This window comes from Thalassospira indica (genome assembly GCF_003403095.1).
Taxonomy (GTDB): Bacteria; Pseudomonadota; Alphaproteobacteria; order Rhodospirillales; family Thalassospiraceae; genus Thalassospira; species Thalassospira indica.
Map to the genome: position 1 here is coordinate 913,103 of NZ_CP031555.1, position 19,943 is coordinate 933,045.

Annotated in this window: 18 protein-coding genes; 6 read left to right on the forward strand and 12 right to left on the reverse strand. The window is 55.8% G+C overall.

Going from position 1 to position 19,943, the window contains the following annotated elements:
* The first annotated feature begins 54 nt into the window (after nt 1-54).
* Nucleotides 55-969, forward strand: a complete 915-nt coding sequence (locus tag DY252_RS04385; RefSeq protein WP_082923345.1) for an NAD(P)-dependent oxidoreductase — start codon at nt 55-57, stop codon at nt 967-969.
* Nucleotides 970-971: 2 nt separating this feature from the next.
* Nucleotides 972-2,507, forward strand: a complete 1,536-nt coding sequence (locus DY252_RS04390; RefSeq protein WP_231959619.1) for an aldehyde dehydrogenase family protein — start codon at nt 972-974, stop codon at nt 2,505-2,507.
* 87 nt (nt 2,508-2,594) lie between these two features.
* Here DY252_RS04390 and DY252_RS04395 read toward each other — a convergent pair whose 3' ends face one another.
* On the reverse strand, nt 2,595-4,232 hold the full coding sequence (locus DY252_RS04395; protein WP_064787490.1) for an electron transfer flavoprotein-ubiquinone oxidoreductase: 1,638 nt from the start codon (nt 4,230-4,232) through the stop codon (nt 2,595-2,597).
* A gap of 273 nt (nt 4,233-4,505) precedes the next feature.
* Here DY252_RS04395 and DY252_RS04400 point away from each other — a divergent pair, with 273 nt between their 5' ends.
* The 3 genes from DY252_RS04400 (at nt 4,506) to DY252_RS04410 (ending at nt 7,785) form a co-directional block, all read left to right on the forward strand.
* Nucleotides 4,506-5,396, forward strand: coding sequence for a uracil-DNA glycosylase (locus DY252_RS04400; protein ID WP_064787489.1), 891 nt, complete (start codon nt 4,506-4,508; stop codon nt 5,394-5,396).
* A 232-nt stretch (nt 5,397-5,628) separates the two neighbouring features.
* A complete protein-coding gene (locus tag DY252_RS04405; protein WP_064787488.1) occupies nt 5,629-7,482 on the forward strand; it encodes a lytic transglycosylase domain-containing protein in 1,854 nt (617 codons plus the stop codon).
* A 15-nt stretch (nt 7,483-7,497) separates the two neighbouring features.
* Nucleotides 7,498-7,785 (forward strand): hypothetical protein, encoded by a 288-nt coding sequence (locus DY252_RS04410; protein ID WP_064787487.1) that lies wholly within the window; start codon nt 7,498-7,500, stop codon nt 7,783-7,785.
* Between the two features lie 15 nt (nt 7,786-7,800).
* Here DY252_RS04410 and DY252_RS04415 read toward each other — a convergent pair whose 3' ends face one another.
* The 10 genes from DY252_RS04415 to DY252_RS04460 all read right to left on the reverse strand — a co-directional run bounded on the left by DY252_RS04415 (nt 7,801) and on the right by DY252_RS04460 (nt 15,608).
* Entirely contained in the window at nt 7,801-8,517 is a 717-nt protein-coding gene (locus DY252_RS04415; protein ID WP_064787486.1) for a tetratricopeptide repeat protein, read from the reverse strand.
* 46 nt (nt 8,518-8,563) lie between these two features.
* Nucleotides 8,564-9,064 carry a cytochrome c-type biogenesis protein gene (locus DY252_RS04420; RefSeq protein ID WP_064787485.1) on the reverse strand — a complete coding sequence of 167 codons (501 nt, stop codon included), beginning with the start codon at nt 9,062-9,064 and terminating at the stop codon, nt 8,564-8,566.
* Nucleotides 9,061-9,597, reverse strand: coding sequence for a DsbE family thiol:disulfide interchange protein (locus tag DY252_RS04425; protein WP_064787484.1), 537 nt, complete (start codon nt 9,595-9,597; stop codon nt 9,061-9,063). The genes DY252_RS04420 and DY252_RS04425 overlap by 4 nt, the downstream gene beginning before the upstream one ends.
* Nucleotides 9,594-11,663, reverse strand: a complete 2,070-nt coding sequence (locus DY252_RS04430) for a heme lyase CcmF/NrfE family subunit (protein ID WP_064787483.1) — start codon at nt 11,661-11,663, stop codon at nt 9,594-9,596. The genes DY252_RS04425 and DY252_RS04430 overlap by 4 nt, the downstream gene beginning before the upstream one ends.
* A 132-nt stretch (nt 11,664-11,795) precedes the next feature.
* Nucleotides 11,796-12,284 carry a cytochrome c maturation protein CcmE gene (gene ccmE / locus DY252_RS04435; protein ID WP_008889225.1) on the reverse strand — a complete coding sequence of 163 codons (489 nt, stop codon included), beginning with the start codon at nt 12,282-12,284 and terminating at the stop codon, nt 11,796-11,798.
* A 13-nt stretch (nt 12,285-12,297) separates the two neighbouring features.
* Nucleotides 12,298-12,495, reverse strand: a complete 198-nt coding sequence (ccmD, locus tag DY252_RS04440; RefSeq protein ID WP_064787482.1) for a heme exporter protein CcmD — start codon at nt 12,493-12,495, stop codon at nt 12,298-12,300.
* A complete protein-coding gene (locus tag DY252_RS04445; protein WP_064787481.1) occupies nt 12,492-13,280 on the reverse strand; it encodes a heme ABC transporter permease in 789 nt (262 codons plus the stop codon). The genes ccmD and DY252_RS04445 overlap by 4 nt, the downstream gene beginning before the upstream one ends.
* Before the next feature lie 60 nt (nt 13,281-13,340).
* Nucleotides 13,341-14,006, reverse strand: a complete 666-nt coding sequence (gene ccmB / locus DY252_RS04450) for a heme exporter protein CcmB (protein WP_064787480.1) — start codon at nt 14,004-14,006, stop codon at nt 13,341-13,343.
* Entirely contained in the window at nt 14,003-14,716 is a 714-nt protein-coding gene (gene ccmA / locus DY252_RS04455) for a heme ABC exporter ATP-binding protein CcmA (RefSeq protein WP_064787479.1), read from the reverse strand. Before ccmA ends, ccmB begins: the two co-directional genes overlap by 4 nt.
* A 139-nt stretch (nt 14,717-14,855) precedes the next feature.
* On the reverse strand, nt 14,856-15,608 hold the full coding sequence (locus DY252_RS04460; protein WP_231959618.1) for a DUF1223 domain-containing protein: 753 nt from the start codon (nt 15,606-15,608) through the stop codon (nt 14,856-14,858).
* A 279-nt stretch (nt 15,609-15,887) separates the two neighbouring features.
* Here DY252_RS04460 and DY252_RS04465 point away from each other — a divergent pair, with 279 nt between their 5' ends.
* Entirely contained in the window at nt 15,888-17,228 is a 1,341-nt protein-coding gene (locus tag DY252_RS04465) for a sodium-dependent transporter (RefSeq protein WP_064788241.1), read from the forward strand.
* 78 nt (nt 17,229-17,306) lie between these two features.
* Here the strand turns inward: DY252_RS04465 and DY252_RS04470 are convergent, their stop codons facing one another.
* Nucleotides 17,307-19,853, reverse strand: a complete 2,547-nt coding sequence (locus DY252_RS04470; RefSeq protein ID WP_082923343.1) for an EAL domain-containing protein — start codon at nt 19,851-19,853, stop codon at nt 17,307-17,309.
* Nucleotides 19,854-19,943 lie beyond the last annotated feature (90 nt).

Sequence of the window (19,943 nt, forward strand, 5' to 3'; positions counted from 1 at the left end):
TGTCACCTTTGATACAGCGCGTAACGACCCCAAAGCAGCAAAGAGGCAGCAATCGTGACACAAACACACATCAATGACAGCGGAACCGTCGGGGTCATTGGGCTTGGAAATATGGGACTTGGTATGGCGCGCACACTTTTGCGCGAGGGCCACGCTGTAACCGGGTTTGACCTTTCCGTCGAACGCCAGGCGGATGCTGCGCGCGATGGTGTGACCATCGTTGCCACCCAGCAGGAACTTTTTAGCGCCTGTGAGACCATCATCCTTTCCTTGCCGACAGCACGCCACGTGCAAACCGTTCTGACCGGGGATAGTGGCCTTGCATCTTGTGGTCTTGCGCCGCGCCTGATCATTGATACGACAACGTCTGAACCCGATGTGACCCGTGAACTTGACGCGGCTTTGCGTGTGATCGGTCATGTCCTGATTGATGCGCCGGTCAGTGGTGGCCCGGCTGGGGCCAATAGTGGGCAATTGACCATGATGGTTGGCGGCGATGATGCCGGTTTTGCCAAGGCGATGCCGATCCTTTCAGTTCTGGGTGGCAAGATTACCCATGTTGGCCCAGTAGGTGCCGGCCACGCAGTCAAGATTATCAACAACATGCTTGTTGCGACCCATCTTTTGACCATGCGCGAAGCAGTCGCACTGGGCAAGGCGGCCGGGGTGGATACCAACTACCTGATCTCCGCACTTAATGCCGGTTCAGGGCGCAGTGCTGTTAGCGAAGTCAATTATCCGAAATGGGTTCTTTCCGGGCAGTTTGACAGTGGTTTTACCATGGGGTTGATGCGCAAGGACATGCGCCTTGCCATGGCCTTGGCATCGCAAAAGGACGTGGCGCTTCCGGTCAGTCAACTGGCCGGACAGATTTGGCAGGACAGTGCAGCGGCGCTTTCCGATGACATGGATTTCAATCGCATCACCGAATTGACTGCAAACACCAACACCGCCAAGGCAGGAGAATGAAAATGAGCAGCGCAGATAAACTGATGACGCGTGACTATGCCAAGGCCATGGCACCGTTCTTTGCCGATGGTGTTGTTGGCAGTTGGGTCGATGGTGCGATCATGCCGGGCAACGGCGATGATGTCGAATTGATCGATCCTGCAACCGGCAAGGCGTTTTTGACTTTCAAGGATGCCGGTGGCGATGTCGTGGATGCCGCTATGAAGGCGGCGGTTGCCGGGCAGCGTGTCTGGTGGGCGATGACGGCGGCGGAACGCGGCCGTATTCTCTGGAAAATCGGAGCCCAGGTCCGCGATCATCTTGAACAGCTGGCACTTCTGGAATGCGTTTCTGCCGGTAAACCGATCCGCGATACGCGGGTCGAGGTGCTTAAAGTCGCCGAGATGTTTGAATATTATGCCGGTTGGGCGGACAAGCTTCATGGCGATGTGATCCCGGTCCCGACCAGCCATCTGAACTATACCCGTCCCGAGCCACATGGCGTTGTTACGCAAATAACGCCCTGGAACGCGCCGATCTTTACGGCAGGTTGGCAGTTGGCCCCGGCCTTGTGTGCGGGCAATGCGGCGGTTCTTAAACCGTCGGAAATGACGCCGCTGACCTCTGTTGCGCTTGGCGTTTTGTCGCAAAAGGCGGGCTTGCCTGATGGGGTGATTTCCGTACTGGCAGGATTGGGCCATACCACGGGTGTTGCGGCGACAACCCACGATGCCACCCGCAAGGTCGTCTTCGTCGGATCGCCCAAAACCGGTTCTATTATCGCGGCCCAAGCCGCCCAGAATATCGTGCCTTGTGTTCTTGAGCTTGGCGGCAAGTCGGCAAATATCGTGTTCGAAGATGCCGATCTTAAGCGTGCCGTGACTGGCGCGCAGGCCGCGATCTTTAGCGGAGCCGGGCAAAGCTGTGTTGCCGGTTCGCGCCTGTTGGTCCAGCGTTCTGTGTTAGATCAGTTCCAGGAAATGCTGGTTACGGGTGCCAATCATATTCCTGTGGGCGATCCGCTTGATACCGCAACCCAGATTGGCCCGATCAACAATGATGCCCAGTACCAGACGGTAAATCGCCTGATCGCGGCGGGGCGTGCCGAAGGGGCCGATATTCTTGCAGGTGGTGTCCGCCCGGATGGGGGCGCTTGCGCCGATGGGTATTTCTTGCGTCCGACGGTTCTTGGCAATGTCCGCAACGATATGTCGATTGCGCGTGACGAAATCTTTGGACCGGTCGTTTCGGTCATTCCGTTTGAGGGCGAGGCCGAAGCCATTGCCATCGCCAACGACAGCAAATTTGGCCTGGCCGGTGCGGTGTGGACTGGCGCGGTGGATCGCGCGCACCGGGTGGCCGCCAATGTGCGGGCCGGGACGTTCTGGATTAACAGCTATAAGACCATCAATGTCATGTCGCCATTTGGCGGGTTTGGACAGAGTGGCTATGGCCGATCCAGCGGCAAGGAAGGCTTGATGGAATATATGCAGCCCAAAAGTGTCTGGACCGAAACCGCGGCAAATCCGCCGGTTGCTTTTGGCTATGCGCCAGAATGATCAAATGACCAAGTGATCAATTCATCACACTAAATAATAAGGGCCGCAAGAAGCGGCCCTTATTTGTATGAGGAAAGCCGAAAAGGCTTACATATTCGGGTAGTTAGGTCCGCCGCCACCTTCGGGCACGACCCAAACGATGTTTTGGGTCGGGTCCTTGATGTCGCAGGTTTTGCAATGCACGCAGTTCTGCGCATTGATCTGCAGGCGCTTGCCACCATTGTCTTCGTCTTCGACGAATTCATAAACACCGGCCGGGCAGAAACGTGCCTCTGGCCCGTCATAGACGGCAAGGTTGGTGTTGACCGGAACACTTGCATCTTTCAGCGTCAGGTGGATCGGCTGATCTTCGCTGTGGTTGGTGTTCGACAGGAAGACCGATGACAGCTTGTCGAAGCTGATTTTCCCATCCGGTTTCGGATAGTCGATCTTTGGCATTTCTGCTGCTGGCTTCAGGCAGGCATGATCCGCATGGTTTTTAAATGTCCAGGGTGCCTTGCCGCCGAACAGATAGGTATCAACCGCACTGTAGGCCATGCCACCCCAGAAGCCCCACTTGGCGAAGCTCGGGCGGATGTTGCGGACCTTGTGCAGTTCCGGATAGACCCAGCTGTCTTTCAGACGCTGCGGGTAGCTTTCCATCTTTGCCGGAACTTCATCGACCGTCAGGGCCTCAAACGCGGCCTCGGCGGCCAGCATGCCGGTCTTCATTGCGGTGTGCGAACCCTTGATCTTCGGCACGTTCATGAAACCGGCCGAACAGCCGATCAGGCAGCCGCCCGGGAAGACAAGATCGGGGATCGACTGGAAACCGCCTTCGTTCAGCGCACGTGCGCCGTACGAGATGCGACGACCATTTTCGAAAATCTTGCGGATTTCCGGATGCGTCTTGAAACGCTGGAATTCATCAAACGGGCTGAGATGCGGGTTTTCGTAATCAAGACCGATCACGAAACCAACAACCACCTGATTGTTATCAAGATGATACAGGAACGACCCGCCATAGGTGTCCTTGTCCAGCGGCCAGCCAACGGTGTGCTGGATCAGGCCTTCCTTGTGGACTTCGGGATCAACTTCCCAAAGTTCCTTGATGCCGATGCCATAGGTTTGCGGATCGGAATCTTTGCGCAGATCAAATTTCTTGATCAGCTGTTCAGACAGCGATCCACGGCACCCTTCGGCAAAGAAGGTGTATTTGGCATGCAGTTCCATACCCGGTTCATGGTTCGGACCCGGCGTGCCATCGCGTTGTAGGCCCATGTCCCCGGTGGCGATACCCTTGACCGATCCGTCTTCGTTAAACAGAACTTCGGCGGCAGCAAAGCCCGGATAAACTTCAACACCAAGGGCCTCTGCCTGTTCGCCAAGCCAGCGGCAGACATTGCCAAGGCTGACAATATAGTTACCCTTGTTGTGCATCTGCGGCGGGGTCGGCAGCTTTTTAGCGCCAGTTTCGCTCAGCATCATGAACTGGTCTTCGCCAGCCGGCACGTTCAGCGGCGCGCCGCGTTCTTTCCAGTCCGGGAAAAGTTCATTGATCGAGCGCGGCTCCATCACGGCCCCTGAAAGGGTGTGTGCGCCGACCTCGGAACCTTTTTCAACCACACAGACGGTGATTTCTTTTTCCTGTTCCTGGGCGAGTTGCATCAGCTTGATGGCCGCTGACAGACCGGATACACCGGCGCCAACAACGACCACGTCAAATTCCATGGATTCCCGTTCCATTTGGCCTCTCTCCTTTGGCTGGCGACCGTATCGAACTGTTTCCGTTCGTTGGCCGTGAGCCGGTATTCACCGTTCAGAGTCTCGCCCAAGCCCTGAATTCTCTCATAATTCTCTATGAATACAGCTATACCGATCATGGGATCAGTTGACAATCCATAGTCACGAACGGTGTCGCGTTTGTACTCTGGCACAAAGGACCCAAAATCGTATAAGGTCGTCCCAAGCAACAGCCGCGATCCCGTTCGCGGTGCAACATACATCGCCTTAGTGTAGATGAGCAAACCAATTACAGACTTTGATGTAAATAATCTCGACCCGTTCGAGGCCCTTGTCTGGCAATTTGAAATGGGCGCGGACGAGGCAATTGCCGACGAGCCGCTTGACCGTTTCAAGGCGTCCGAAAGCCTGCGTCAGAACGCGGCGAACCGGCCGGGCTTTGGCGCGAATGCGGGCACCAACCCGCAACGTCCGGCAGGGGCGTCGGCCCGTCCGGCACAGGCGGCTGGCAACGGCCCGGCACCAATCCCGGCTGGCGCGGATGGTGGGTTTTTACTGTCTGACACGCCGCATGAAGCACGCCAGTCCGCACGGGATGCGGCCGCCGCGGCAAATAGTCTTGAGGAACTCAAGGCGGCGATTGAAAAGTTTGAAGGTTGTGCCCTTAAGAAGTCTGCCAGCAATACCGTTTTTGGCGCCGGCAATGTCGAGGCCAAGCTGGTGCTGGTCGGCGAAGCGCCGGGTGCAGAAGAGGACCGTCAGGGACTGCCGTTTGTCGGGCCAAGTGGCAAGTTGCTGGATGCCATGTTGCGATCCATCGGCTTGGCACGTGAAGAAGTTTACATCACCAATATTCTGCCATGGCGGCCGCCGGGAAACCGCCAGCCGACCACAGCAGAAGTTGCGGTGTGTGAACCGTTTGTGCGCCGACATCTTGAACTGATCGGGCCCAAGGTTGTGGTGTGTCTTGGCGGCAGTTCGGCCAAGACCCTGATGGAAGAAGATCGCGGGATCACGCGTTTGCGTGGCACCTGGAAGGAAGTTTCCTTTGCCAATGGCAAAAAGGCTGACCTGACCGCGATGTTCCATCCGGCCTATCTTCTGCGTACGCCGGAACAGAAACGCCTTGCCTGGCGTGATTTGCGTGCGATCGCACAAAAGCTTTAAGGAATTGGCGATAAACTGACTGTATGCATGGGAGATATGCATGCGTTCGGAGTGCGTATTCTGGAGCGCGCCAAGTGCTTGATTCCAGATAAATGATTTCGCGGTTTGGCCATTTGCTGCTATAAGGGACGCCGTTGCACGAGGGGGAACACCGCAGGCAACGGGTTGCGAGACCAAACTGCTTCGGGATAAACACGCGGCTTGAAAACAAGTCTCGTTGGGGAAACTAATTTTGATCGAAGCAATAAGAACACGCCTGCCGGGTGTCAAAAGCACCTTAAGGCAGGGCCTATTCTTCGCGTTTCTTGGCACCATGACCGTCATGGGGGCCACGTCACCTGCTGCTGCCAGCACGCAGGAACAGGCATCCCTTGGCAGCCCGGTTCTGGATGACGCGCTTTCGACCGTAATCCCCAAGCCACTTTCCGAACGTGACGCCGAACTTTACGAACAGATTTTTGCCGTTCAGGAACAGGGCCGTTGGCAAGATGCCGACCGCCTGATTTCGCGACTGTCTGATGATGTCCTGATGGGGCACGTGATGGCGCAGCGTTATCTGCATCCGACGGCCTACCGTTCGCGTTACAAGGAACTAAAAGACTGGCTTGCCAGCTATGCCGATCATCCGCAGGCACCGCGCATCTATAAACTTGCGCTGACACGTCGCGGATCGGCCAATTATCCGAAAAAGCCTGTGGGCAGCTATGTTTCGGGTGCTGGTTATGATTACGAGAACATCACGCCCTATTATCACAAGTCGTCCAAGAAGCTGTCGTCCAAGCAACGTTCACGCGTCGCGACCCTGAAAAGTCGTATTCGCCATCGTATCGGCAGTGGCTGGCCGACCGGCGCGCTGGAAGTTCTTGAAAGTGATGAGGCGCAGCGTCTCTTTGATGCCTATGAGCAGGACCATGCCAAGGCGGCAATTGCATCTGGTTACTATTACTTTGGTAAACCGGACCTTGCGTTGAAATATGCCGGTGAAGCGGCAAAGCGTTCGGGCAAGTACCTGCCGCAGGCGCATTGGACGGCGGGCCTGACCGCCTGGCGCCTGGGCAAGATGGATGAATCGCACGCCCATTTCGCAGCGCTGAGCACCAATAAATATGCATCCAGCTGGACCCGGACCGCCGGTGCGTTCTGGGCAGGGCGTATTGATCTGGCCGCTGGCCGGTTCGAAGAGGCCGATGCCATGTTGAACCGCGCGGCGGAATATCCGCGCTCGTTCTATGGTCAGTTGGCGATGCGCGCCCTTGGCCGTGACGATGTCTTTGACTGGGACAGCCTGGAACTTGATGAAAACCGCGCCAACAAGCTGAAGCTTGATCCGCATGGGCGTCGTGCACTTTCGCTGTTGCAGATCGGGCAGCGCGATGAAGCCGAACGTGAATTGCGCAAGGCTGCGGCAAAAGATGATGATTCGCTGCGCCGTGCTGTTTTGGCGCTGACCGATACCGCCAACTTTGCATCGCTTACCATGCGCCTTGGCAGCTACATCGCGCAGAAGACTGGTGATGTGTTTGTAAACGCGCTTTATCCGGTCCCGCCATGGGAGCCGGAAGGTGGTTACGAAGTTGACCGGGCGGTGATTTATGCCTTCATGCGTCAGGAATCAGGTTTTAATACTGACGCCCGCAGTCATGCCGGTGCGCGTGGTTTGATGCAACTGATGCCGGCAACGGCAAGCTATATCGGCAATACCCGTTACCGGGGTGAAAAGCGTGCCGAGCTGTATCAGCCGGAAATCAACCTGTCGCTGGGGCAGAAATACGTTGATCACCTGCTTGAACAGAATGGCGTTGATAACGGCTTCTTGCAGTTGATGGCGGCCTATAATGGTGGCATTGGCAATCTTGGCCGCTGGCAGAAGGCGCTTAAGGACAATGTCGATCCGCTGTATTTCATCGAAAGCATTCCGTCGCGTGAAACCCGACTGTTCATCGAACGCGTGATGGCAAACCTTTGGATGTATCGTTCGCGGTTCGGTCAGGAAACGCCGTCGCTTGATCTTCTGGCGGCCGGTGAATGGCCAACCTATCAGCCGCAGGATCAGGAAAATGATCGCGGCCTGACGGCGCAGCGTTAAGCACAATCATCTGCGATGACAGCCAGTAACGGCGACACCCCGCAAAAGCATCCATCACATGACAAGGACCGTCGCCCCGACCAGGGGACGGTCCTTGATCGTATCAAGATGCCGCCCATGAGCGGCGAAGAAGCGTTGCGACGGTTTAACGAGGGGCAGTCATCGGCAAATGGCGCCGGGAATGCGCCGCGGCCGGGCGAGCTTGAGAACCTTCATCCGATCATCAAGCTGATGGCACTGGGCGGGACATTGGTTCTGATTGTCGCGGTGTTGCTTGGGGTGCTTTACCTGTTCGCGGCCTAGTTCCGGCAACCCAGACTAGTCGGCGCTGATCACGGCATCTGCACTGGATTGCAGGGCCTTGATTTCGCTTTCGGTGGCATTGCCAAGCGGGTCGTCCTTGGGAAGGTCGCGATAGAGGTCACTAAGCACGCGAAGCGCCTGCTCGGACTTGCCATTTTGTTTCAGCATCATGCCGTAATAGTAGCGTGCCAACAGATGGTTGGGCATTTGCCCAAGGGCATGAAGCACAAGATCGCGTGACGTACTGTCGATTTGGCCATCCTGGGCGGTGATGCGGGTATCGGCATATTCGATGGCAAGCAACGGATTGTGCCCCGAAAGGGCGTAGGCCTGCGCAAAGGCGGCAACGGCGCGCTCAATATTGCCAAGGCGGAGCGATCCACGTGCGAGCGCGACCCAGCCTTGAAGATTGCGCGGGTTTACCTCAAGCGAGACGACAATCTGATTAAGCAAGCGCCTGATCTGTTGATCGGTTTTGAAGTCCGGGTCGGTGGCATTATCGGCAACGGCCGCGGCGGCGGCCAGGTTGCGTTCACCTGCACGGTCTGCATAGGGCCGCGATGGCAGGGTTGGGCTGCCAATGATCGCATAAAGACCCAGTGCCGCGATGACCGGCAGCGCGGCAAACGTCACACGGCGCGCACGTGATCCGTGCCCGTCGGATTTCGGCAGGCTTGCATAGAGTGCAGAACCCGCCAGAACTGCCAAAACTGTCAAGCCAACCCAGATCACGCGAAACCTCCGCCAGGTTGACGATATGTCAGGCGATCACGTTTCATCAGGGCTTGCCGTCATCATTCGAGGTGCCAAGAAGTTCGTCCAGACGGTCCTGTTCGTCTTTTGACAGGGATGCCGATGCCGGGGAACCTTCGCGCTGCTTGCGGCGATAGAAGGCAAAGACCGCCAGCAACGCCAGCACCACCAGTACAGCCGGGCTTGCCCACAGGATATAGGTTTCCGGTTTTAGCGGCGGGTTCAAAAGGACATAGTCGCCATAGCGCGCAACGATATAGTCAATGACCTCTTCGTTGTCGTCGCCGGCAACGAGGCGTTCACGTACCAGCACGCGCAGATCACGCGCCAGTTCGGCATCAGAATCATCAATCGACTGGTTTTGACAGACAAGGCAGCGCAGTTCCTTGCTGATTTCGCGCGCGCGTTCTTCCAGAACCGGGTTGGACAGCATTTCATCGGGGTTGACCGCAAATGCCGGGTTCGATGCAATGACCGGAACCAGAATGGCAAGTGCGCCAAAAACAAGTTTAAAGCGGCTTATCATCCCTTTAACTCCGCGATTTTCGGCAGCAGGACCTTTTCAAGGACTTCGACCGTAACAGGCCCGACATGCTTGTATCTGATTTGGCCGGTGCCATCGATGATGAAGGTCTCCGGCACACCATAGACACCAAAATCAATACCGGTCCGACCCGACAAGTCCATGCCGACAGCGGTATAGGGATCGCCAAGTTCGGCCAGCCATTTCACGCCGTCTTCGGGATCCTTTTCCTTGTAATTCAGGCCATAGACCGGAACGGCGGCTTCGCGTGACAGACGTTTGATCAGCGGATGTTCTGCGCGGCACGGAACGCACCAGCTTGCAAAGACGTTCAGAACCGATACCTCGCCCTTGGTCAGATCAGCACGCGACAGGCCCTTGTCCCGGCCCGGTAGCGGCGGCAGCGAGAATTCCGGTGCCGGTTTATCTATCAGGACCGACGGCACAACCGATGCATCCTTGTCGATGTTTAACAAGAACACCCCGGCCAGTGCGGCAAACAAAACCAGCGGAATGACAGCGATCGAAAATCTCATGAAGCGGGAACTCCAGTCTTCTTGAAGCGCAGGATTACGCGCGTGAGGATGCTGAAACATCCACCGATCAACATCAATAACATGCCACCCCAGACCCAGGGCATCATGGGCAAATAATGAACCGTTACCACCCGGCCGCCGTCATCATCACGGTCACCGATCGAAACATGCAGATCGCCATCGCGACCATGCCAGATATCGGCTTCACGGGTTTCAACGCCACGGATCGGGTAATAACGAATTTCAGGGAAAAGTTCGGTGACCGGCAGGGAATGGCGATAAAGGATAAAGGTCGCCTGACGGGTGGCATAGTTTTCACCGGCCAAAAGCGAGACACCTTCATATTGCAGGTTATAGGGGCCTGCCTGAATGCTTTGTCCGGCACGGGCAGAGACAACAACCTGTTCTTCCCAGATGCTGCTGGCCGATCCACCGGCAATCAGGATTGCAAGGCCGATATGGGAAAGGGTCATGCTGATATAGCGTGGACCCAGAAGTTGCAGATTGCGATATTTGCTTTCGCCATATTCTGGGTGGCGCCAAAGCCGCGCCCACAGATCACTTAGCGACGCGGTCAGAACCCAACCGGCAAGACCAATACCGATCAGCGGTGCAGGTGACAGATCGATAAAGCGGATGGAAACGAACAGCACCGTGATGAGTGACAGGATGGCTGCAAGCTTCATGCGCCGCCCGATCATCCAGACTTCATCCTGTCGCCAGCGCAGTGCCGGGGCAAAGGCCATCAGAAACAGCAAGGGCAGAACAATCGGGATCAGAGCTTTGACATAGAACGGCGCACCAACGGTGATCGGGTCGCCCGTAATCCATTGCAAAACCAGTGGATAGATCGTTCCGATCAAAACGACAGCAGCAACCAGCGATAACATCACGCTGTTGAGGAACATCGCACTTTCGCGCGAAATGACATCAAAACCGCGACCATCGCCCATCTGATCGACAGATCGCCAAAACAGGTAATAGGCGAACGCAAACACCAGACAGAACGCGACCAGAAGTCCGGTGCTGTCAATCGGGAGAAGCTGTGTTTCGGGCAGGGGCGCAAACAGATCCGATCGGGTCAGATAAACCCCGAACCATCCCACCGCAAGCGTTGTGATGCCCAGAAAGGCTGTCCAGGCGCGCAGGGTTTCGGTTTTTTCCAGAACGGCCCGGCAATGCAACAGGGCGGTTGCCAGCAACCATGGCAACAGAAGGCTGTTTTCCGCCGTGTCCCAATACCACCAGCCACCCCATGCCTGTTCGCTGTAGGAGCGATAGGCATTGATCGCAATCGCGGTGCCAAGGCAGACCCACGAAATGATGGTCCAGGATCGCATGGTTTCGGCAAACCGGCGGTCAATCTTGCGGTCAAGCAACCCGGCCAGTGTCATGGCAAAGATACCGGCAAGCCCCGCCAGACCAAGATAAAGGAACGGTTCGCGCAGGACCTTAAGAAGGTCCTGGCTTTGCGGGTTCATGCCCCGACCATCAAGCGGCGCCACAGTGACACGCAGGAACGGGTCGGCATCAATTAGTGTCACGACACCAAGAATTGTGATCAATGCGCCAAGAACGGAAAGGGCATTGCGCGCAAAGCGATCAGTACAGATGGCAGCAGAACTGCGCAGCTGAATGGCAATGAGAAGATTGACCAGTGAAAGGGTCAGAAGCCACAGCAGCATGGCTCCGCCATCGGGGGTAAAGGCCGCCCCAATGCGATAAAGCAATGGGGTCGATGAATGACTGACGTTCGATACGATGGGCAGGGTGAAGTCACTGACGATAAAGGCATTAAGCAACGCCCCCTCGGCCAGAAGGCCAAGTAATAGAATGACCGCAGGCAAAAGAAACAGACTGGACGGTTTTACCGCGGTCTGCCCGAAAGCTCCGTCATTATCATCGTCATCGGAAAAGGCGGGGCTGCCTGCCGGTGTGGCAGAAGCCCGTTGCGGGGTGAGTATGCGCAACGATGCATGTAGCCAAAGCGGGCTGAACAGAACCGCCTGTCCAATTCCCGTGACCACCATCAGCAGCAGGGCAAAATGTCCTAACTCTGCAAACATGTGCGTCTATGACTTCCCCAATAGTTCCCCTGCGCCCTATTGCCCGATCGGTCGGGTACAGATCAAGGGGCAATGGTCGCGGCTATGTTTTTCTTGCGCGTATGGTCGGGCTTTATGGCGGCAGAATGTGGCTTAATTGCGCATTTGTTCGGCGTTCTTGGCTTCGATTTCTTCCCAATAGCCGCTTTTCTTGAGCGATTCGGCGACTTCAGGCGGCATGTAGTTTTCATCATGCTTGGCCAGAACTTCGGATGCGACAAAGGTGCCGTCGCTGTTCATGTGACCTTCGGCGACGACACCCTGACCTTCGCGAAACAGATCAGGCAAAATCCCGCGATAGGAAACCGGCACACTTTCGGCCATGTCTGTGACGACGAAGGCAATGGTTTGTCCATCATCCTGTTTTGCCACCGACCCTTCAACAACAAGGCCACCAATCCGCAAACGCTGATCGGGGTCAATCGGTGATTTTTCGGCGATTTCGGTCGGGCTGAAGAAGAACACCACAGAATCTTCAAATGCCGTCAGCATCAGGGCCGCAGCACTGCCAACGGCAAGCAAGATGGCCCCGATGACATACATGCGTTGGCGTTTACGGATTTTTGCGCGGGAAAGTGACACAGTCGTTCTCCGTTCAGGATACCTGTTGGGTCTTTTTGGTTCGGCGGGGGCGCCGTGATTGCAAAACCGCTTCAAGCTGTTCGCGTTCGATCCGGCTGCTGCGTAAACCGCGTAGCGTTGCAATCAGCAAAACGATCATGGCAAGGGCGGTAACGCCGTAACTTGCCCAGATATAGCCGCCATAGCCGCCCATTGAGAAGAATTCACTCATTGCTTGGCCTCCGCATTGTGACCCGCTTCATAGGCTTGTTCATTTGCCGATGCCGGGGTTTCGGGATCTTCAAACATGCCTGACAAATGCAGGGCACGAATGCGTCGTTCGTTCAGTTCCAGTCGAACCCGCAGGATCAGAACAACAAAGTAATAGCAGGTGAAACCAAGGATCATCAGGGCAAGGGGCACCTGCATGCTTGGATCAACGGCCGGACCATCCATGCGCACGATCGAGGCCGGTTGATGCAGTGTATTCCACCAATCGACCGAGAATTTGACAATTGGCACATTGACCGCACCAACCAGTGCCAGTGCCGACCCTGCCTTTGATCCGCGTTCGGGATCATCAAAGGCATTCACCAGCGCCATATAGCCAAGATAAAGGAACAACAGGATCAGCATCGATGTAAGACGGGCATCCCATACCCACCATGTGCCCCACATCGGTTCGCCCCACAGTGACCCGGTAATCAGGCAAAGGGCGGTAAAGGTCGCGCCAACCGGTGCGGTGGCGCGTGCGCAGATATCAGCCAACGGGTGTTTCCAGATCAGGCTCATGGCGCCGCAGATCGCCATGCCGACATAACAGAACAGCCCCATCCAAGCGGCAGGGACATGGATATACATGATCCGCACGGTGTGGCCTTGCTGGTAATCAACCGGCGATCCGATCAGGGAAAAATAGAGGCCGGCCGCGATCAGGATCACGGTCAGAGCCGACAGCCACGGCAGGATCGGGGCTGTAAATTTCAAAAATACACTTGGTTTAGCAAAGCGATGCATTTTTCTTATCCTTGGTGCGGAAATCCGCAAAGGGTCATCCCGTCTCGTCGTCTTGTTGTTTTATTCCATGGCCTGGCGTACGGCATGGGCGGTGGCAAAGGGTGCGGCTGCCAATGTCAAAAGCAGGATGGCGGCCATGATCTGTAATTGCGCGGTCGCCGAAATTCCAAGCAGGGCGGCCTCAACCGCACCGGCCCCGAATATCAGTACCGGAATATATAGTGGTAAAACTAGAAGTGATACAAGAACTCCGCCACGTCGCGCGCCAAGTATGAGTGCAGCGCCAATTGCCCCGATCAGGCTCAGTGCTGGTGTGCCAAGCAGCATGGCGATCATTAAAGTGACAAAACCGTCCTGATCCATATTGAGCATCACCGCCATCAGCGGTGCCGCTATGATCAACGGAAGCCCGGTTGTCAGCCAATGCGCAAGCACCTTGCCCAGGATCAGAAGTTCGAGTGACACCGGTGACAGGGTCAAAAGTTCAAGCGTCCCGTCTTCGTAATCGGCCTGAAACATGCGTTCGAGTGACAGCATGGCTGCCAGCAGGGCAGAGACCCAGATCACCCCCGATGCGATACGTGCCAGAATGTTGACCTCCGGCCCGACACCGAACGGGAACAGCGTGGTGGTAACGATAAAGAACGCCACGACCATCACGGAATCCGCACCCTGCCGCAGGGCGAGGCGCAGATCACGTTGCAGAATGGCCAGAAAACCGTTCATTGCGCGGCCTCCTGCGGTGAGGCTGCACGCTTTGTCAGGGCCATGTCTTCGAGATCGTCCTGCTCGGCCAGCCATTCGACCATCGGGATGGCGAAGTCATCAAGATCGAGAATGGTCGGGTTTTCGACATCAAGATCGATATGGGTTGAATAGACGACAATGCCACCGCGGCCGCGAAATTCGGTGATCAGTTGGGCCAATTCGGCACAGCTTTCGCGATCCAGTCCGACGGTGGGTTCATCCAGCAACCAAAGATCGCTTTGCCCGATCAGAACGCGGGCAAGGGCGGTGCGCCGTTTCTGGCCACTTGAAAGATACCGACCGGTAACCCGTGCCAGATGATGGATTTGAAGGGCTGTTAACGCCCGGTCAATCGCAGGTTCAAGATCACGCACGCCGCGCAACTGGCCCCACAAACGCAGATTGTCGCGCACTGTCAGAACCGGTTTGATCGCATCCTGATGACCCAGATAATGGGTGCGCGCATGATGGGCGGTGCGATCCTCTGCGATGTTTTCACCGTTCCAGCGAAGGTCGCCAGAACGCGGTGCCACAAGGCCTGCCATCAGGCGCAAAAGGCTTGATTTCCCGGCACCATTTCGACCGCGCAGCATCACGGCATCACCGGATTTGGCCGAAAAGGACAGGCCGCCAAATACCAGTCTTTCGCCGCGGAGGCAGGTCAGATCAGAACCGCTAAAATCAGCCATATAACCCGTTAGATTGTCTGAAATTCATTCTGTAACACGTCATGATATAACGCGTTACAGCGTATTATTCATGCAATAACCGACAATCGACTGGTTGGCATTGTTTCAAATCAATCCAAACTCACGATCAAACAGGGAATCAGTCGCCGAAACGGACCATGGACGCACCGATGATCGGGCCGCCACGCCCGTTCTGGATCAGGACGGCGATCCCCCCGTCATAGGCGGCTTTCATGGCAAACGGGATTTTTTGCTGACTGGTGCCATCCCATTGGCCAAGGCTGATCATGTCGCGCACGACATTGGCATTCACCAGTCGCTTGCCGGCATTTTCGCCCGAAAGCACATCGCGCTGATGTTCGCGATCAAAGCCGATCAACCAGATCTGCGAAATCTGTCCCGGGTTTGGTTTGCCAACACCGTGCAAGGAAACAGTGCCCTTTGCCGGTTGTGTTTGATCAATGGTGCTTAGATGGATATCCGCAAGATCGCGTAACGGGGCAACCGTGGTACTGGTGGTTTCGATCTGCTGTCTGGCGGTGGCGCGTACCACGTGATCACCATTGATGATGACCTGCGGGGTATAGACGTAACGTTCGCGCATGCGATTGGCATAGTCGCGTTGACGTTCGCTGTATCGGGCATCGGAGAACGGATCTTCCCAACCAAGGTAGTTCCAGTAATCAACGTGATAGGACAGCAACAGCAGATCATCATGCTGATCTGCCAGATCATGCAGGACCTGATCGGCCGGCGGGCAGGAGTTGCATCCTTGGGACGTGTAGAGTTCGACGACCGCGCGCGGCAAAACACTTTCAGCAGCCCTTGCGGGTGAAGATACGGTCATGAGCAACAGTGCAAGCGCACTTAGAAGGGGGCGAGGGTTTTTCATGACATTGATCATGCCTGAAAACCACCATCACCGACCAATCACAAGGCCTTGAAATCAGCAGTAGGTGTAAAGTGGAAGATATTTGCGCGTTTGCGCGGATCTTTGAAAGGAGATTTCCAAAGATTGATGCTATGAGCTGCGGACCAATCGGAACCAGTTCTAGGGAGCTGTCCATTGCAAAGGAACAAACGACCTTTGCGTTAAATGAAAAATGCGGAACTGATCTGCTGGTGGGAGCTTAATCTGGCAAGATCGGTCCAATACGAGGTTTGCAAGCGAATGATGAAACGCGAACACTGGGGCTCACGCCTTGGATTTATTCTGGCGGCCGCCGGGTCGGCTGTCGGATTGGGGAACATCTGGAAGTTCCCGTATATGGCTGGCGAGAATGGCGGTGGCGCATTCTTGGTGATCTATCTTGTGCTGGTCTTTACCATCGGTATTTCGGTCATGCTGGCCGAATTCGTGATCGGCCGCATGTCGGAAAAGAACGCGATTGGCGCATTTGCCAAACTCAAGGGTGGGCTTTGGCCGATCGTTGGTTTGTTTGGCGTTGCTGCCGCCTTCATGATTTTGTCGTTTTATTCGGTCGTTGCCGGCTGGACGCTTTCCTACATGATCAAGGCCGTCACCGGGGCGCTTTCGATCGAAGATCCGGCAGCCCTTGGCGATATCTTCGGCAGCTTCATCAGTGATACGACCTCGCCGTTGATTTTCCACGCGATCTTCATGGCATTGACCATTTTCGTCGTGCTTTCCGGTGTGGGTGCCGGTATCGAGCGCGCGTCGAAAATCCTGATGCCGGCGCTGTTTGCGCTTTTGATCGTTCTGATCGTGCGTTCGGTTACGCTTCCGGGGGGCATGGAAGGTGTGGCCTTTCTGCTGTCACCGGACTTTTCGAAAGTGACATGGGCAACGGTTTCGGATGCGCTGTCGCAGGCCTTCTTCTCGTTGTCGCTGGGGATGGGGGCAATGATCACCTATGGCTCTTACCTTGCGAAGAAAGAAAACCTTCCGGGCTCTGCCGGTTGGGTCACCCTGCTGGACTCGGCTGTTGCCGTTCTGGCTGGTCTTCTGGTTCTTCCGGCGGTGTTTGCCTTCGGTTTTGATCCGAGTGCCGGTCCGGGCCTGACATTTATCACGCTGCCAGCTGTGTTCGCCCAGATGCTGTTTGGTTCGTTCTTTGCCTTCCTGTTCTTCCTGCTGCTGGCGATTGCGGCTTTGACCTCTGCGGTTTCGATCCTTGAAGTGGTTGTTGCCTATTTCGTCGATGATCGTGGGATCAATCGCAAAACGGCGGCAGTGGTTCTTGGTTTCGTGATCTTCCTGCTTGGTATTCCGTCGTCGCTTTCGATGGGGGTCATGGCCGATGTCGAAATCCTTTGGGGCAAGAACTTCTTTGACCTGATGGACTTCGTCAGCTCCAGCCTGCTGTTGCCGATTGGCGGCTTGTTGATCTCGTTGTTTGTTGGCTGGATCGTTTGGGGCAAGGCCCAGGAAGAAATCGCAGCACATAACGGAATTGTACCGGTATGGATCGGTGCGTGGGGCTTGATCGTCAAGTTCGTCGCACCGCTGGCGATTGCCTTTATCCTGCTTAAAGGGCTTGGCGTTTTCTAAGTCAGACTTGCCGATAGGCATATGCGAAAGGGCGGGGAATTTCCCGCCCTTTTTTGTCGTTTGCTGTTCGTTTTGGTTCTACAGGGCGGTTTCCTTGGCGAGCTTGGAAACAGCTTCTGCGCTCATCGGCTGACCCAGCAGATACCCCTGGATCAAGTCACATCCGGCCTTGCGCAGCACGTCAAGCTGATGCTGGTTTTCGACGCCTTCGGCAACGCAGGTTTTGCCAAGGTTGCGCGCCATATTGATGATCGTAATTGGCAAGGTTTCACCATCCGGGCCGTCTTCGATGTCCCAGACAAAACTGCGATCAAGCTTGATTACATCGAAGGGTAATGTGCGCAGATAACTCAGGCTCGAAAAGCCGGTCCCGAAATCATCAAGCGCGATGCGCACGCCAAGATCACGCAGGCGCTGCAATTTGCTACGCATATCGTCGATATTGCGCATGAACAGGCTTTCGGTGACTTCGATTTCCAACCGGTCGGCAGCCACCCCCTTGTCAACGATAATGGCGCGAAGCTGTTCGGCGAAATCCATCGATCCATAGAATTGCTGAACTGACACATTCACCGCAAGGCGCAGGTTGTGTAAGCCTTCCTGACGCCAGGCGACCAATTGCTGGCAGGCGGTGCGAATGACCCAGCGGCCCAACTCGCCGATTACACCCATTTCCTCGGCAATCGGGATAAAGGTCGAGGGCGGAATGGTTTTACCCTCGGCCGTCGTCCAGCGCAGCAATGCTTCGACCCCGGCGATTTCACCGGTTTTTGCATCAAATTGCGGCTGATAGACAAGATGGAGTTCCTCATTGTCGATCGCGCGGCGCAAGGCGGTTTCAAGGGCAAGGTCCGCCCCCTTTTGACTGTGCAGATTGACGCTATAAAGCCCGACCCGGTTACGTCCCTGTTCCTTGGCCTGAACCATTGCCAGTTCGGCACAACGAATGATGTTGCTGGTGTCATTGGCATCTTCGGGGAAGGATGCAATGCCAATACTGGCCGAAAGATAGACGTCTTCGCCCTTTCGGGTCAGATGGGCTTCGCCAAGGCGCATCAGAAGACTTTCTGCGATCCCGACAGCTTCCTGTTCGGTGTTCACATTTGGCAGTATTGCAGCGAATTCGTCGGCACCGATACGGGCGATGACAGCATCCTGACCAAGTTCACGGCTGATGCGGCGTGATACTTCGACCAGCACATCGTCCCCGATATTATGACCAAGGGCATTATTGACGCGCTGGAAGTTGTCGATATCGAGCATGGCAACCGTGAGCGGGCGTCCAACCCGGCGGGCGCGTCCGATATGAAGCGACAAAAGTTCTGAAAACCGGCGGCGGTTTGGCATGCCGGTCAACTCATCGGTAAAGGCAATCCGAAGGACATCCTCGCGGTTTTTTTCACGCCCGCTGATGTCGGTGAAGATCGAAGCGTAGTGGGTGATTGTGCCTTCGCCATCCCGGACCGCCATGATCGAAAGCCATTCGGCATAAATCTCGCCCGACTTGCGCCGGTTCCAGATTTCGCCTTCCCATTTCCCGGTGCGCGCCAAATCCGCCCAGAGCTTGGCATAGAAAGCCTTGTTCTGGCGTCCGGACTTCAAAATCGCCGGTGTCTTGCCAATTACTTCTTCGGCCTGATAACCGGTGACGCGCGTGAAGGCCGGATTGACGGCCTCGATCTCTGACTGGGCATTGCAGATCATCACGCAGTCCGGTGAATTTTCGATCAGTTTATTGGCAAGGGCCAGGGACTGGCGCGCCTTGGTAATCTCGCTGCCACTGTCTTCGGCCAGACTGCTTAGATGGATCAGATAATCCTGTTCGATAAATTCAAGCAGATCGGCAAAGGACAAAACCCCGATGGTTTCACCGTTGTGGTTATGAACCACAAGATGACGGAAATTGTCGCGCATCATCATTCTGCGCGCGTCATCAAGGTTCATGTCCTGACGAATGAAGGTTACCGGGCGGGTGGCAATATCGCCCGCAGTCAGGTTTTCATGTTCTTCTGCCAGATGGCGCAAGATATCACGTTCGGTGATGATGCCGGTTTGCAGTTCTGCCGGTTGGTCGTCGGCGAAACCGGAAATGATCGCGCTGTCGCATTTTTCCGAATGCATGCGCTGACGCAGTTCCCAGACGCGAATGTCTTTGTGGGCAAATACGGTGGATTGGCGAACCGCATCGGCAACATCATTGGCAATGAACGGCTTTTTGTCACCGACGTGACGGATGAGGTCGGTCTGGCTGATGATCCCGACAAGGCAGCCATCCGCATCAATGGTGACAAGATGGCGCACACCACGATCGCGCATGCGCACGATTGCCGATTGCGGGGTGGCATGGACCGAAATGGTATGCACCGGTTGGGACATACGCGTTGAAACAGGTTCAGAAAGCGCGGCCGAGGTTGACGGTGGCAACGATAGCAAATCATGCTCGGTCAGAATTCCCACAGGCTTGTTGTCCACCACAATAATGACGGAGCTGCTGTTGGCCTTGCGCATTTTGGCCGTGGCGTCGCCGAGGGACGTTTGCGGTGTGCAGCTTAAAACTGTTCCCGGGGAAAGTGTGCCGACCGTCAGACCAAACGGGCGTCCATCGGAGGATGTGGGGCGTATCATGCGCGTTTGCTCTGTTCGACTGATCTTTTTCGGTTTTATTCTTAAGGGTGAGGCGAAGGCGCCATACCTAGCAGGTTCGGCGTACTTGAG

Excerpts from the sequence above, each read along its gene's own strand:
- DY252_RS04390 (WP_231959619.1), top strand. The coding sequence starts at position 972 with ATGAGCAGCGCAGATAAACTGATGACGCGTGACTATGCCAAGGCCATG.
- DY252_RS04395 (WP_064787490.1), bottom strand. The coding sequence starts at position 4,232 with ATGGAACGGGAATCCATGGAATTTGACGTGGTCGTTGTTGGCGCCGGT.
- DY252_RS04400 (WP_064787489.1), top strand. The coding sequence starts at position 4,506 with ATGAGCAAACCAATTACAGACTTTGATGTAAATAATCTCGACCCGTTC.
- DY252_RS04410 (WP_064787487.1), top strand. The coding sequence starts at position 7,498 with ATGACAGCCAGTAACGGCGACACCCCGCAAAAGCATCCATCACATGAC.
- DY252_RS04420 (WP_064787485.1), bottom strand. The coding sequence starts at position 9,064 with ATGATAAGCCGCTTTAAACTTGTTTTTGGCGCACTTGCCATTCTGGTT.
- DY252_RS04425 (WP_064787484.1), bottom strand. The coding sequence starts at position 9,597 with ATGAGATTTTCGATCGCTGTCATTCCGCTGGTTTTGTTTGCCGCACTG.
- DY252_RS04430 (WP_064787483.1), bottom strand. The coding sequence starts at position 11,663 with ATGTTTGCAGAGTTAGGACATTTTGCCCTGCTGCTGATGGTGGTCACG.
- ccmD (WP_064787482.1), bottom strand. The coding sequence starts at position 12,495 with ATGAGTGAATTCTTCTCAATGGGCGGCTATGGCGGCTATATCTGGGCA.
- DY252_RS04445 (WP_064787481.1), bottom strand. The coding sequence starts at position 13,280 with ATGCATCGCTTTGCTAAACCAAGTGTATTTTTGAAATTTACAGCCCCG.
- ccmB (WP_064787480.1), bottom strand. The coding sequence starts at position 14,006 with ATGAACGGTTTTCTGGCCATTCTGCAACGTGATCTGCGCCTCGCCCTG.
- ccmA (WP_064787479.1), bottom strand. The coding sequence starts at position 14,716 with ATGGCTGATTTTAGCGGTTCTGATCTGACCTGCCTCCGCGGCGAAAGA.
- DY252_RS04460 (WP_231959618.1), bottom strand. The coding sequence starts at position 15,608 with ATGAAAAACCCTCGCCCCCTTCTAAGTGCGCTTGCACTGTTGCTCATG.
- DY252_RS04465 (WP_064788241.1), top strand. The coding sequence starts at position 15,888 with ATGATGAAACGCGAACACTGGGGCTCACGCCTTGGATTTATTCTGGCG.
- DY252_RS04470 (WP_082923343.1), bottom strand. The coding sequence starts at position 19,853 with ATGATACGCCCCACATCCTCCGATGGACGCCCGTTTGGTCTGACGGTC.